14 protein-coding genes are annotated in these 13,741 nt (G+C 63.3%); 8 read left to right on the forward strand and 6 right to left on the reverse strand.

Features of this window, described 5'->3' with window-relative positions:
• Window positions 1–20: 20 nt before the first annotated feature.
• The 6 genes from PPN31114_RS13825 (at window position 21) to PPN31114_RS13850 (ending at window position 5,015) form a co-directional block, all read left to right on the forward strand.
• A complete protein-coding gene (locus PPN31114_RS13825) occupies window positions 21–422 on the forward strand; it encodes a RidA family protein (protein ID WP_150680035.1) in 402 nt (133 codons plus the stop codon).
• Between the two features lie 47 nt (window positions 423–469).
• Window positions 470–1,390 (forward strand): fumarylacetoacetate hydrolase family protein, encoded by a 921-nt coding sequence (locus PPN31114_RS13830; protein ID WP_150680036.1) that lies wholly within the window; start codon window positions 470–472, stop codon window positions 1,388–1,390.
• Window positions 1,391–1,415: 25 nt separating this feature from the next.
• Window positions 1,416–2,354, forward strand: a complete 939-nt coding sequence (locus tag PPN31114_RS13835; RefSeq protein ID WP_150680037.1) for a VOC family protein — start codon at window positions 1,416–1,418, stop codon at window positions 2,352–2,354.
• 85 nt (window positions 2,355–2,439) lie between these two features.
• Entirely contained in the window at window positions 2,440–3,402 is a 963-nt protein-coding gene (locus PPN31114_RS13840; protein WP_150680038.1) for an amidohydrolase family protein, read from the forward strand.
• Window positions 3,403–3,484: 82 nt separating this feature from the next.
• Window positions 3,485–4,066, forward strand: a complete 582-nt coding sequence (gene ruvA / locus PPN31114_RS13845; protein WP_150680039.1) for a Holliday junction branch migration protein RuvA — start codon at window positions 3,485–3,487, stop codon at window positions 4,064–4,066.
• 37 nt (window positions 4,067–4,103) lie between these two features.
• A complete protein-coding gene (locus tag PPN31114_RS13850) occupies window positions 4,104–5,015 on the forward strand; it encodes a LysR family transcriptional regulator (protein ID WP_150680040.1) in 912 nt (303 codons plus the stop codon).
• Between the two features lie 41 nt (window positions 5,016–5,056).
• Here the strand turns inward: PPN31114_RS13850 and PPN31114_RS13855 are convergent, their stop codons facing one another.
• Together PPN31114_RS13855 and PPN31114_RS13860 are read right to left on the reverse strand one after the other, a co-directional pair.
• On the reverse strand, window positions 5,057–6,082 hold the full coding sequence (locus PPN31114_RS13855) for a MerR family transcriptional regulator (RefSeq protein WP_150680041.1): 1,026 nt from the start codon (window positions 6,080–6,082) through the stop codon (window positions 5,057–5,059).
• A 248-nt stretch (window positions 6,083–6,330) separates the two neighbouring features.
• Window positions 6,331–7,650 (reverse strand): MFS family transporter, encoded by a 1,320-nt coding sequence (locus PPN31114_RS13860; RefSeq protein ID WP_150680042.1) that lies wholly within the window; start codon window positions 7,648–7,650, stop codon window positions 6,331–6,333.
• Between the two features lie 460 nt (window positions 7,651–8,110).
• On the opposite strand from PPN31114_RS13860, the gene PPN31114_RS13865 reads away from it, so the two are divergent.
• Entirely contained in the window at window positions 8,111–9,058 is a 948-nt protein-coding gene (locus PPN31114_RS13865) for a 2-hydroxyacid dehydrogenase (RefSeq protein ID WP_150680043.1), read from the forward strand.
• A 12-nt stretch (window positions 9,059–9,070) separates the two neighbouring features.
• Here the strand turns inward: PPN31114_RS13865 and PPN31114_RS13870 are convergent, their stop codons facing one another.
• The gene (locus PPN31114_RS13870) at window positions 9,071–9,946 is read right to left on the reverse strand and encodes a VOC family protein (RefSeq protein WP_246182539.1); all 876 of its coding nucleotides are present in this window, start codon (window positions 9,944–9,946) and stop codon (window positions 9,071–9,073) included.
• A gap of 118 nt (window positions 9,947–10,064) precedes the next feature.
• Entirely contained in the window at window positions 10,065–10,964 is a 900-nt protein-coding gene (locus PPN31114_RS13875) for a LysR family transcriptional regulator (protein WP_174988017.1), read from the reverse strand.
• A 123-nt stretch (window positions 10,965–11,087) separates the two neighbouring features.
• Between PPN31114_RS13875 and PPN31114_RS26180 the strand changes: the two genes are divergently transcribed.
• The gene (locus tag PPN31114_RS26180) at window positions 11,088–11,516 is read left to right on the forward strand and encodes a cupin domain-containing protein (protein WP_174988020.1); all 429 of its coding nucleotides are present in this window, start codon (window positions 11,088–11,090) and stop codon (window positions 11,514–11,516) included.
• On the opposite strand, the gene PPN31114_RS13885 is transcribed toward PPN31114_RS26180, so the two are convergent.
• Together PPN31114_RS13885 and PPN31114_RS13890 are read right to left on the reverse strand one after the other, a co-directional pair.
• The gene (locus PPN31114_RS13885) at window positions 11,513–13,123 is read right to left on the reverse strand and encodes an MFS transporter (RefSeq protein ID WP_150680046.1); all 1,611 of its coding nucleotides are present in this window, start codon (window positions 13,121–13,123) and stop codon (window positions 11,513–11,515) included. The genes PPN31114_RS26180 and PPN31114_RS13885 overlap by 4 nt on opposite strands.
• Window positions 13,101–13,646, reverse strand: coding sequence for a GlcG/HbpS family heme-binding protein (locus tag PPN31114_RS13890; RefSeq protein ID WP_246182540.1), 546 nt, complete (start codon window positions 13,644–13,646; stop codon window positions 13,101–13,103). The genes PPN31114_RS13885 and PPN31114_RS13890 overlap by 23 nt, the downstream gene beginning before the upstream one ends.
• Window positions 13,647–13,741 lie beyond the last annotated feature (95 nt).

The following is a 13,741-nucleotide window of genomic DNA, read 5'->3' on the forward strand; positions in this document are numbered from 1 at the left end:
AGCAGAACAGGACTCTCATCATGGCAAAAGAACAGATCAGCACCGACGCCCTGCGCACTCCCAACGGGCATTTCTCGCAGGCGACAACGATCGAAGCGCGCGGCAAGCTCGTGTTCATCTCGGGCATGACGGCACGCCGTCCCGATGGCTCCATTGCCGGGGTAGGCGACATCGAAGCGCAGACGCGTCAGGTGTGCGAGAACATCAAGAACGCCGTGACGGCGGCAGGCGGCACGCTCGACGATGTGTGCCGCGTCGATGTGTACGTGCGCAACATGGAGCACTTCGAGGCCATCCATAAGGTGCGCCGCGAATACTTCCGCCCGCCGCTGCCCGCATCGACGATGGTCGAAGTCACGAAGATGGTCTCGCCCGACTATCTCATCGAGATCAACGCCATCGCCGTGCTGCCGAACGCCTAACGTCGACAAACCGCCCGCAAGACACAACCGAGAAACCGAGACAAGTCATGGCTTTCGCTACGCTGCTGCATCAAAACCAACAACGCATTGCCATCCGGCATGACGACGCATGGGTATTACTGCCCGCCTCGACGGGCGACATGGTGAGCCTGATCGAAGGCGGCGCATCGGCGCTTGCGCAGGCGCGTGAGTACGCCACTTCCCCGCAGGCCGAACGTGTGCCGGTGAACAGCGCACATTTGCTCGCCCCGATCACGCGGTTTCGGCGCGACGTGCTGTGCACGGGCTGGAATTACTGGGATCACTTCGAGGAAGGCAAGGGCAAACGCGATGGACAAGACGTTCCGAAGCCCACTGCGCCGACCTTCTTCACGAAGGGCCCCGACACCGTACTCGGGCCGTACGACGACATCGCGTACGACGCCTCCGTCTCTGCAAAGTGGGACTACGAAGCGGAGATGGTCGTCGTGATCGGCAAGCCGGGGCGTAGCATTCCGGTGGACCGCGCGATGGAGCACGTGTGGGGCTATTGCCTCGCCAACGACGTGTCGCAACGCGATTTGCAGCGTCGCCATGGCGGGCAGTGGCTCAAGGGAAAGAGCCTCGATGCCACGATGCCGCTCGGACCGTGGCTGGTTCCCGCCGACGAAATCGACCCGGCGCGCGTGCATCTCGAATGCGTGGTGAACGGCACCGTGTTGCAATCGGCAAGCACGGCGCAAATGGCGTTCTCCATTCCCGAACTCATTGCAGAGTTGTCGTTCGGCATGACTTTGCGTGCGGGCGACGTATTGCTGACCGGCACACCGAGCGGTGTGGGCAACGCGCGCGAGCCGCAAATTTTCCTGCACGAAGGCGACGAAGTCATCGTGCGTGGCAGCGGGCTGGGCGAGCTGCGCAACCGTCTGGTGAAGGCGAATCTGCGCGGCGAGTCGGGCGTGAAAATCGACGCCCCGGTGCAGGCCTGACAACGGCAACCCGATAAGGATTTCCATGGAAACGGTAGCAGTCAGCGGGCTCAACGGTTTCGGCATGACGGTGCCCGATCTGGAGACCGCGAGTAAGTTCTACAGCACCTTCGGCCTCGACGTGAAGCCCACCGCCGATGGACAAGCGCTCTTGTGCAACTGCCAGGGGCGTAGTGGCGATGAAATCGTGCTCACACGAGGCGACGAGAAGCGTTTGCATCACTTGTCGTTTCGCATCGAGCCCGACACCGTCGACGCGTTCACGGCGCAAATCGAGGCGAACGGTTTGAAGGTTCACACGCGTGCGCCTGCGGGCTGGCAACGCGAGGGGTTGTGGTTCGAAGACCCGTGGGGCACGTGGATTCATTTGTTGCCCGAGTCGGCGCAGGCCCAGCCGCGCGTGGCGATGCCTACGTACAACTTCGGTGGCGAGTCGCGCCGGGTGGACGTCAATCTTTGGCAATCGCTGGATAAAGCGCGCGTGCCGCTGCGTATCGGCCATCTGCTGATCTTCACGAACGATTGGGAGCGCGCCGAATTCTTTTACGCCAAGGTGCTTGGTCTGCGCACCACCGACCGTGCCGCGGGCAAGGTCGCCTTCATGGCGGCGGGTGTCGGCGTGATCGACCATCACTGCTTCGGGCTGATCAATAGCACCCATCGCGGCTTTCAGCATGCGAGTTTTCAAGTGCCGGGTTTCGACGACATCGGTTATGGCGCTTGGCGTATGCGCGACGCGGGCTATGGCGACGGCTTCGGCCCGGGGCGGCACGCCATCGCGTCGAACTTGTTTCACTACGTCCGCGACCCGTGGGGTAGCTGGGTGGAGTTCTATGCCGATATGGACAAGATCACCAGCGCATGGGTGTGCCGCGACTGGAAAGACTTGCCCTACACGTGGGGGCCGCGTTGGTCTCCCGAGTTTTGGGGCAAAGACATGAACGCGAATCTGGAACCTCGCTGACGAGCGCAGCATTCGTCGGCGGATTTTCTGTCGGACAGATTTGCCGGGACAGGCAAACGGCGGGTAACACAACGGAGTAAGGGCCATGACAATACCTCGCATTGCGCTGGACGTGCACGCGCATCTCGCCCCCATCGAGCCGTCACGGCTCGCGGGCATCGATGGCGTGCGCTGGGACGCCTCGCAACGCAAGCTCGACGTCGACGGGCATATCGTCGGCATCGGCGCGTTGTTCTCTCCCGAGTCGCTCATCGCGTGGATGGACGAACAGGGAATCGAACGCGCGTGGGTATCGATTCCGCCACCGTTGTATCGCGCGCATTTGCCTGAGGAGGCGTCGCGCGCATGGTGCCGGTACGTCAACGACGCGCTGGCCGACGTCTGTGCGAAACACGACACGCGTCTCTCGGCGCTGGTGCACCTGCCACTGGAGCATCCCGAACTCGCGCAGGAAATTGCGGCGTCGAACCCACGAGACGCACGCTACGCCGCGGCGGCTGGCGGATACGACGGCACGCTTTCCGACGACCGCTACGCGTCGCTCTGGCGGGTGCTCGACCGGCAAGGCGCCTTCGTTTTTCTGCACCCGGGGCATTGTTGCGATACGCGGCTCGCCAACTTCTATCTCGAGAATCTGATGGGCAACCCAGTGGAGACGGCCGTCGCCGCCTCGCATCTGGTCTTTGGCGGCGTGGCGGCACGGCATCCGAAGATCCGCTTCTGTCTGGCGCATGGCGGCGGCGCGACGGCGATGCTCGCGGGCAGGTACGAGCGCGGATATCGAACGGCGCGGCCCGGCGTCGATACCTCGCTGCCGACGCCGCGCACCGTGCTCGGGCGCTTCTACGTCGATAGCATCGTGCACGATCCGCAGGCGCTCGCACTCAGTGCATCGGTATTCGGGCGGGATCATGTGCTGTTCGGATCGGACTGGCCGTTTCCGATGGGGCTGCTCACGCCGCATACCCAATTGGCCGACGCCGACCCGGCGCTTGCCGAAGGCATTCGCACGGAAAACGCGCACAAGCTGCTCGACAGCCTGCGCTGAGGCAAGCTGGCCGGGCTTGCGCGCCCCGACGCCCGCCGTTTGCTACACTTGCCGCCTGAAAAGTCACTCTCTCGGGGCGTCAATGATTGGCCGCATCTCCGGCACCTTGCTGGAAAAGAATCCGCCGCACCTCCTGGTCGATTGTCAGGGCGTCGGCTATGAAATCTCGGTGCCCATGAGCACCTTCTTCAATTTGCCTAACATTGGCGAGCGTGTGACGCTGCTCACGCAGTTCATCGTGCGCGAGGACGCGCAATTGCTGTTCGGCTTCGGCAGCGTCGATGAGCGCAACACTTTCCGCGAATTGCTCAAGATCTCGGGCGTTGGCGCCCGTACGGCGTTGGCGATTCTCTCGGGGATGAGCGTGGCCGACATTGCGCAGGCGGTGACGCTGCAAGAGTCGGGCCGCCTCGTGAAGATTCCGGGGATCGGCAAGAAAACCGCCGAGCGTCTGTTGCTCGAACTCAAGGGCAAACTTGGCGCGCAACTGGGCACGGTGCCGGGTACGGCGACGCCGCACGATCACAAGAGCGATGTGGTCAATGCGCTGCTTGCGCTGGGCTATTCCGACAAAGAAGCGCTGGCTGCCGTGAAGACGGTGCCCGAAGGCACGACCGTGTCCGACGGTATCAAGCACGCGCTCAAATCGCTCTCGAAGGGCTGATCTGACGCTCGCAAACCTGTTGGCGTGAGGAAACGGCATGCAACTCCGGTGGCTTGAAGACTTCGTCGAACTCGCACGCACGCGCAGTTTTACGCGGGCGGCCGAGAACCGTTTCGTCACGCATCCGGCATTCGGGCGCCGCATTCGTGCACTCGAAGAGTGGGTCGGCACGCGGCTCATCGAGCGTACCAAGCCGCTCGAACTCACTGCTGCCGGGACCGTCTTTCTCGATGCCGCGACCAACGCGCTCGAAATTCTGCACGGCGCGCGAACGCATTTGCAGGACGCCGCGCCCACACTCGAAAACAATCTCAAGATCGCGACGGGCCGCACGCTCGCGGCGACGTTCTTTCCCGATTGGTACGATCAGACGGTTTCGCGCATCGGCTTTTTCACGGCGACGCTGTCCACCAGCGGGGCCGAGGAGGCCATTCTGCGGCTGGCCTCGGGCGAGGTCGATCTGCTGCTCGTCTATTCCAGTCCGCACACGCGGCTGCTCATCGATCGGGAGCGATTCGACTGGCTGACGGTGTCGCGCGAGGTGTTGGTACCCGTGAGCGCCCTCGATGCGAAGGGGCGCGCGAAGTACCGATTGGCCGCAGGGCCGACGCCAATTCCTTGGCTGGCGTTTGCCCGCACACTGACGTTGCGTGCCGTGCTGGCGCGTCATCTGGCAGAAATGCCGAACCGGCCGATGCTCAAGCCGGTGTATCAGGCGGATTCATACGAAGCGATTCTTGCGATGGCGCGACGCGGCGCCGGCATCGCGTGGTTGCCGCAGCGGCTGGTCGCCGACGACGTAAGCCGAGGCACCCTCGCCATCGTCGGCGGTAAAGACTGGCAGATCGGGTTCGATATCGCGCTATACCGGCGGCGCCACCAGCCGCATCACGTGCTTGATGCGATTTGGCAGGCAGCGCAGCGCGCGGCGGAAGACGACGCGCCCTAACGCTGCACGCGTGTCCCCGAGGCTGGTTGCGAGCGCTCGCATTACTGCGGCCGGAGATGCGCCATCCCTTGTTTCAGATACTCGATCAGACGCGCATCGACCAGCGTGCCCGCCATCAATTCCGGTTCGTTCATGTGCGCCGCGCGAATCTTCGCGTGCGTCGCTGGGTTGTCGCCAGCGTACGAACGGAAATACGTCATCCACCGTTGGACGAGCGTCTGAACTTCGGGCGATTGTGGCGGCGTGCCTTTCTCCATTTGATCGCGAAGCGCGCCGATGAGCACCGGCCATTCATATGTGTAAGTCAGATAGTTCGTCTGCAAGAAGCGCATCTCGGCTTCATCGAGGTACTTCGCGTATAGCGTGAACTTCGTCTGCGCGAAGGCTTCCTGCACAAAGCGCATCAGTTCGGGAGTGATGCCCGTTTGCGTCACCATCTCCGACTCGGTGGTGTGCATGTGATTGAGCTTGGCGAGCAGCCGGGCATCGCCGCCTGTGTCGCGCTCGACCATCGCCATCCACTGACGCGCCGCCGCTTGTGCAGCGTCGCTTTGCGGCGTGTCTCCAGCCGCCATGAGCGCCTGCACGTGCGCCACCATCGCGGGCCATTCGGTTTCCCGCGCGATATCGTTCTGGTACAGCGGTAAGCGGGCGAGTTCGTCTTGCGTGAAGTACTTGTCGTACATGGTCATCAACTCCAGCGTCGTCAGCCATTCGGCAAGATCCGGTGTGTCGCCGCTGTCCAACTGCGCGCGCAATCCGGTGAGCCGGTCGCGAAGGCGCGCCGCCTCGTCGATCTGATGCGTGAGCATTTCGATCTGTCGGGTGACCAGCGAGGCGAGCGGTACGTCGGGTCTTGCCAACCAAGTGCCGATGTCGGTGAGCGACATGCCGAAGCGGCGCAGCGCCTGAATCTGGTGCAGGCGCGAGATGTCGTCGCGGTCGTAGAGCCGATAACCGGCATCGGAGCGTGCCGAAGGCGTGAGCAAGCCGAGGGTGTCGTAGTGGTGGAGCGTGCGCACCGTCAGGCCGCAACGTTTGGCTAGTTCACCGACTTTGAGCAACATCTGGGCACTCCCGTGTCTTCTGGCATACGACAAGGCTGAAGGCTCACGTAACGTGAGGGTCAAGCGATTTTATGCGACAGCATGGGTTGCGCCGATGACAACACTCGGGGCATGGAGAAGCAAGCACGGAAGGGGACTGCGGGAGGTAAGGCGGGGGGGAAGCAAGGGAGAGCCGAATCGTCCCGCCGGGGAGGCGGGACGTCTTGCAAGACAACCCGACGCGAGCCCAGCGCGCCGAGTTGTGAGCATTAATGCTCGTGATGCAGGTACTTCGCCTCTCGCGGCAAGCGCAAGCTGACGAAGAATGCGATCACCATCATAGCGGTCACGTACCAGTAGAACGTCGGTTCCTGACCGGCCTTCTTCAGGCCCAGTGCCACGTATTCCGCCGAGCCGCCGAAGATCGCGTTAGCGACCGCGTAGGCCAGACCCACGCCCAAGGCGCGGACTTCCGTCGGGAACATTTCGGCTTTCACGATACCGCTGATCGACGTGTAGAAGCTCACGATCGCCAGTGCCAGACAGATCAGCAGGAAAGCGGCGATCGGGCTTTGCACGGTCTTGAGCGCAGTCAGGATAGGCACCGTGGCAATCGCACCGAGCAGCCCGAACAGCAGCATGTTGTTGCGGCGGCCGATGCGGTCCGACAGCGCGCCGAACAGCGGCTGCATGCACATGTACACGAACAGGCAGCCCGTCATGATGTAGCTGGCGGTCTTGATCGGCATACCCGCGGTGTTCACCAGATACTTCTGCATGTAAGTGGTGAACGTGTAGAAGATCAGCGAGCCACCAGCGGTGTAACCCAGCACGGTGAAGAATGCCGCCTTGTGATTGCGGAACAGACCCGCCAGCGTACCGGCTTCGCTATTCGTACGGCTGGCCGCCGTCGACGTTTCGTGCAGCGTACGGCGCAGCATCAGCGCCACCACGGCCGTGATCGCACCGACCACGAACGGAATACGCCAGCCCCAGGCCTTGAGTTCAGCCTCGTCGAGCAACTGCTGAAGAATCACGACCACCAAGACGGCGAGCAACTGGCCGCCGATGAGGGTCACGTACTGGAACGACGAGAAGAAGCCGCGACGGCCCTTGAGCGCCACTTCGCTCATGTAGGTGGCCGTGGTGCCGTACTCGCCACCGACCGACAGACCTTGCAGCAGACGCGCGAACAGCAGCAGCGCCGGTGCCCAGTTACCGATGCTGGCGTAGGTCGGCAGCGCGGCGATGAGCAGCGAGCCGAAGCACATCATCATCACGGAGATGACCATCGAGTTCTTGCGGCCCTGACGGTCGGCGATGCGGCCGAAGATCCAGCCGCCGATCGGGCGCATCAGGAAGCCTGCTGCGAACACCCCCGCCGTGTTGAGCAACTGCGCGGTCGGGTCGGAACTGGGGAAGAACGCCGGCGCGAAGTAGATCGCGCAGAACGCGTAAATGTAGAAGTCGAACCACTCGACCAGATTCCCGGACGAGGCCGCCACGATGGCGAAGACGCGTTTGCGCACTTCTTCAGGGGTGGGCGGGACGTTGGTGGTATCGGCGCTCGTTGTGACTGTGTCTCTCATTTCTATTGGCGATGGGCGGCATCGCGTTAACCACGTTGCAACATGACGCAAATGCGATTCGTCCAGCCAATATGCACTTCACACATTAAGGAATCAGCGCATCGCGTCGCGGGGGCGGGGCAACTATAGCGGTTCCCCGCGGGCCGGGGCAATGCCTGCGCGCTGGATTGATCGTTTCAGAATTGGAAATAATGCGCGACATTGTTGCGTTGCAGCATGGTGATCGGCCGCATGGGGCGGAGATCTGCACGGGGTGACGGTCCGTTTTAGCAGGAAGTACCAAGGCGTAAAAAATCTTGGAATTTCTCGCCATGCGAGACGACGCAGGCCAAATGCCGACGTTATGACTTGAACGCAAAGCGTATTTCTCGCCGGGACTTATTTGCTTTTCGATATCCGTTGGTTAGCAGCGGGCAAGCGGGTCAGTAGCATGACAACGCAGTAAACCAGCGGTGAAGCGATGCAAGGCGATACGTTATTGATTAAATCGGGCGGCGAGGCCGCGCTCACGGAGTGGCAGCATCACTTCGCCCGGCTCATGCCAGGACTGCGTGTGTACGGATGGGACGATCCATTCGTCGACGCGCGCAGCGTGAAATACGCACTCGTCTATCAGCCCGATCACGGGCGGCTGGCCGATTACCCCAAGTTGCGATTGATTTTGAGCGCGGCAGCGGGTGTCGACCACATTCTGGCGGACCCGGCTTTGCCCGCGAACGTGCCGATCGTGCGCATGATGACCGACGAGACACGCGAGCGCATGAGCGACTACGTGACATGGGCGGCGCTCTCCATCCTGCGCGACATGCCGGTGTTGGTGGCGGCGCAGCGCGACGGCGAGTGGGCGAGCGCGCACACAGGGCGTTTGGCTCGCGATACGCGCGTGAGCGTCCTCGGCTTGGGCGAATTGGGCCGGGCGGTCGCGACACGCATGCGCGCCCATGGCTTTCAGGTGAACGGCTGGGCACGGACGCCGAAATCGCTCGACGGCGTGACGGTCTTCGCTGGGGAGGCCCAGCGTAACGCGATGCTCGCCGAGACCGACATTCTCATCAATCTGCTCCCCGACACGCCCGCCACGCGCGGCATTCTGGATCGCACGCTATTCGCCCGGCTGCCGACGGGTGCGAGTCTGATTCAGGTGGGACGCGGGGCGCATCTGGACCGGCAGGCGCTACTCGATGCGCTGGATAGCGGCCGATTGCGTTCGGCAGTGCTCGATGTCTTCGATATCGAGCCGCTGCCGCCGGACGACGCCTTGCGCCGCCATCCGAAGATCGTCATCACGCCGCACATTGCCTCGACAGTGTCGTATGCGGCGCGCGCGAGGCAGGTGGCGAATGTCCTCGGCGCGCATTTGCGCGGTGCGCCGCTGCCGTTTGTCTACGACGCTACGCGCGGCTATTGAGACTACGAACGGTTATGCCCCCTCGACGAATTGCAGGGCAACGTGAAAGCCTTCGACGGCGGCGACGAGTACGCTGCCGTCGGCCAGCGTCGTCGACGGGATGCGGCTTTCTTTGAGCGTGGCGAGCACCTGTGCGAGTGAGCGAGTGCGCAGAATCAGCGCGACGCCGCGCTCGCTACCGTCGTCGGTCGTTTCGACTTCGCCGAAGCGTCGCCCGGCTTCGGCAGGCGTCACGAACTCAACGCGGGCACGGCTGGCTTGCAGCGCGTAGCCGTCTTGTCCGAAGGCCGTCAGCACGCCGGGGCCGAAAACACGGTCGTAGAGCGCGGCGGTAATAACCGGATTCGGCGTCGAGATGACGTAACCGACGATATCGGTCACGCCGTTCGGGTGTTCACGCCATTCGTCACGCCACACGTGTTCCGGCGTGAAGTGATGGCAGAAGAACGTGCGGCCGTTGCGCACGAGTTCCGTCGCGAGGCGTACGGTGCTAAAACGCGCGTCTTGTGTCGTGCCGTCGGGCAGGCGCACCGGGCGGAAAAATTCGGCAGGGGCTTGCGCAGACACGCCGCGCGCTTCCAAACCCGCGTGCAACGCGTGTGAGTCTTGCGTCTTGAAGGCGAGTCCCGTGAGGCCGAGGGGGGCCTGCATCACGTCGGGGCGGACCGTCGATTTGCCCGCCTCAAACCCCAGCAATTCGAGATAGTTCTCGCCGAAGATGGCCAGATGGTTGCTGGAGCCGAGCGAATGGTGACCGCGTTCGGTCAGGGTGAATCCCAGACGGCGATAGGTCTCGACCGAGGTTTCGAGGTCGCCTTTGACGTTGACGACAACGTGATCGAGCACCGGGGCGGGGATGGCAACGCTTTGATCAATACGACTGGACACAAAAACTCCCGAGGGAAATTGGACGACGTGTCCATTCTATGGGGAAGTGCGCGCCGGACAAACTGACCAAATTTACTTTGCATAGCGATGCGTCCGTCACCACGCCGTCACGACACCGTTATGACGCCGACGCGTGGGCGGCGTTTTCGAGCGTGACTACAAGATGGTCGGAGAACGCCTTGACGCGAGGGCTCAGCTCGCGCCGCGACGGGTACACGAGATAAAGCCCGGCTTGCGACGCGTCCGCCGAGGACTTCCCGTTTGTGGTGTCGAGCGGATAACGCACAAGCTCGCCGCGCGTGAGCTCCGCCTCGCAGGTGTGCTCCGGTAAAACCGCCGCGCCTGCGCCTCGGAGCGCGAGTTGCTTGAGCAGCGCGAAGCTGTTCGTCGCCACGGCGTAGTGTGCGGGCGGACTCAGTGCAGTCGATCGGGCCGGGGCGACCGGGGCAGCGCGGCTTTTGAACGCCAGTTGCGGCACATCCGGCGTGGCGTGCTTGCGCGATACGCCGAAGGCGGGGCTGGCAAATTTTGCGAAGCGGAAGCTGGCAATGCGGCGGGCGATGACGTGATCGCCACCCGGGTGACCGCCGCGAATCGCCATATCGAGGTTGTCGTCCACGAAATCGCTCACGCTGTCGTCGACCACGACGTCGAAGCGAACCTGCGGATGCGACGCGCGAAACGTGGTGATCGCTTCGCTCAGAGCGTCGAATGGGAAGTCGAACGGCACGCTCATACGAATCGAGCCGGTTAGCACCGTGGCACGGGCGGCGCCGAAATGCGCCGCTTCGCGCAACGCGGCGATCGCAGGCGCGACTCGCTCAAAGTAGTCGCGTCCATCATCGGTCAACGCAATACGCCGTGTCGTGCGACGCAGCAGCACCGTGCCCAAATGCGCTTCGAGCGCGGCCACGCGAGCGCTCACTGTGGAGCGGGGAATTTCCAGCGTGCGCGCCGCGGCCGAGAAAGACTCGCACTCGACGACAGTCACGAAAGCCAGCGTGGTGTTCAGATCCATTGTCCAATCCATTGGCAAGTCTTGCCAATTTTAGACATCTTTTCTTGCAAGCGGCATCTGCGCAAAATGAAGGCAGTCTCACGTTGCGTGAGTTTCCAAAGCACTGAAGGAGCCAGACGTCTTATGCCATCCGAATTCAATCCGCATGCCGATATCGTGTCGTTCGCCAATATGGACGTGCGGCTCATCGAGGGCGTGGGCAGCCCGCGCGATCTCACGATCATGGATATGACCGTCAACCCTCACGGCGGTGCGCCGATGCATCGCTCGCTCGACGAGGCGAAGACGTTCGTGATGACGCAAGGCCGCTTGCAGTTCACGGTGGGCGAGGTGACGCGCGACGTTGCTGCGGGCGATACCGTGATCGTGGCGAAGGGCGATGTGCACGGTTTCACGAACCTCATGGAGACCCCGGCACGCATGCTGCTCGTCTCGACGCCCGCGCGTCACGACGCTTTCTTCCGCGCCATGGCGGCGCTGCCGGTCCCGCACGACCCCAACGCTGTGCGAGAGGTGTGCGAGACGTACCGGCAGGTGATTGTGGGGCTTTAATTCGCGTTCGCGAGCGCTTCGGGTTGCGCTGCTCGGCCCATGCTCATCTGCACTGCAAACGCGCACAGAAACGCAAAGGCCCCCGCCGCAAGGAACGCGCCGCTGAACCCGTGGCGGTATGCCATACGTCCGGCATCGAGCAGCGGGGTGGCGAGCGCTGGCGGATAGAGATGGAGCGCTTGTGCGAAGTCGCCAGCGGAAATGGCGTCGGCAAAATCGAGGCGGGTGGCGACGTCGTGAAGACCGTTGACCTGCGCCGTGCGCAACACTTGCGGCACCGCCGTCGCCACGCTGCGATGCACGCCCGCCGTCAGCACGGCACCGAGCGCGGTATAGCCGAGCAGAATGCCCGAGAAGCGGAACGTCGTGCTAATGCCCGACGCCATCCCGGCGCGCTCGCGGGCAATCGTGCCCATGATCGCTTTCTGCGTTTCGCCGTTGAGCAAGCCGCCCCCGCTGCCAAGCACGAACATCGCCAGCATCAGCGGCAGACCCGAGTGCGCGATACCCTGCGACGACACGTACGACATCGCCACGTTACCCACGCCCGTGAGCCCCAATCCGATCACGAGAATGCGGTATGACGGCAGGCGCGCGGCGAGCCGTTTGCCCACTTGCGGCAGCAACAGCATGGCTAGCGCGAACGGCAGCATGGCGACACCGGCCCCCAAGACCGACTCGCCGCGCGCGTTCTGAAGAAACTGCGGCAGCAGCGAGGCCATCACTTGCGCGCATGCGGCATACGAGAACATGGCAAGTGTTGCACCCGCGAAGGGCCACGAGCGAAATAGCGACAGGTCGAGCATAGGGTGCTGCCGTGCGCGTTCCACCTTGGCGAAGATGACGAACAGTACGACGCCCGCTGCGATGCGCAGCAGAATGCCGGGGCTAGACCAGCCCTGTGCCGGGCCGACGATAAAGGCCCACGTCACACAGAACATCGCCGAAGCGAAGAGCGCGATGCCGGGGACATCTACCGGGCGCTGCACTTCTGCCTTGGATTCCGGCACGATGCGTACGACGGCGAACGCCAGTGCCGCGCAGATTGGCGCGTTGACGTGAAACGCCCAACGCCAGCCGAGTGTGTCGCCGATGATGCCGCCGATGAGCGGCGAGAGCACCATCGTCAGTCCCATCACCGCACCCCATAGACCCCATGCGCGGGCGCGCGCCTCTTTTTCATGAAAGCCGTGACCGATGATGGCAAGCGCTGGCGCAAGCAGGAAGGCAGCACCGACGCCTTGCGCCGCACGCGCCAGGTACAGCCACTGTGCTGTTGGGGCGAGCCCGCAAGCGAGCGAGGCCAACGCGAACCCGGCAATGCCGCAGAGAAACACACGGCGTCGGCCAAAGCGATCGGCGATCGAACCCGCGGGCAGCAAGAGCGCGGCGAAGCACAGCACGTAGGCACCGATGACCCACTGCACGTCGGCAAAGCTCGCATGCAGTTGCGCGGAAATGGTGGGCAGCACGACGCCGACGACGTTGGTGTCGAGCACGGTCATCGCGCATCCGGTCGAGGCGGTCAACAGCAGCGCGAGGCTGCCGGTTGTCGCCGCGCCAGCTTCCGCCGTGCCCGTCGGCTTAGCGGGACTGGGCGTTGCCATGGCTGCTATCCGATTGCATCAGACCGTCCACACCGGCCTTGGCGATTTCTTCGTCGTGCTGCGGCGTGTCGGCAGACACACCAATCGCACCGACCACCGTGCCGTTCACAACCAGCGGCAGACCACCGCGCATGAGCACATAGCCGGGCGCTGTGCCCACGGCGCGGCGGCTGCCGTTCAGCGCATCTTCGAGCACGCCGCTCGGACGGCGGAACAGCGCCGCAGTACGGGCCTTGCCCGGTGCGAGATCGACGCCTGCGGGCACGGCCGCGTTGTCCATGCGCACGAGCGCGATGGGCAGGCCGCCAGCATCGACCACGGAAATGACACACGGCCAGCCTTCGGCATTGGCTTTGGCCTGTGCCGCGCGAATCACGTTTTGCGCGGCGTCGAGCGTGAGGACTGGGCGCGTGGGCAATTCGGCGGCACGTGCGGTGAAGGGCGCTGCGCCCGCGCACAAGGCAATCGATACCGCGACGGTTTGTGCTGCGCGGCGGGTGTTGAAACGAGATATCGACATCATGGTGAGACCCTCTGCAAAGATGAAAAAAAGCACGAAATTGCGCGCGAAAATGAACGCAAATCGCATGCCGTTATTCGATCACGCAGGGCAGAGAC

It is taken from the genome of Pandoraea pneumonica (assembly GCF_902459645.1).
GTDB classification, from domain to species: domain Bacteria; phylum Pseudomonadota; class Gammaproteobacteria; order Burkholderiales; family Burkholderiaceae; genus Pandoraea; species Pandoraea pneumonica.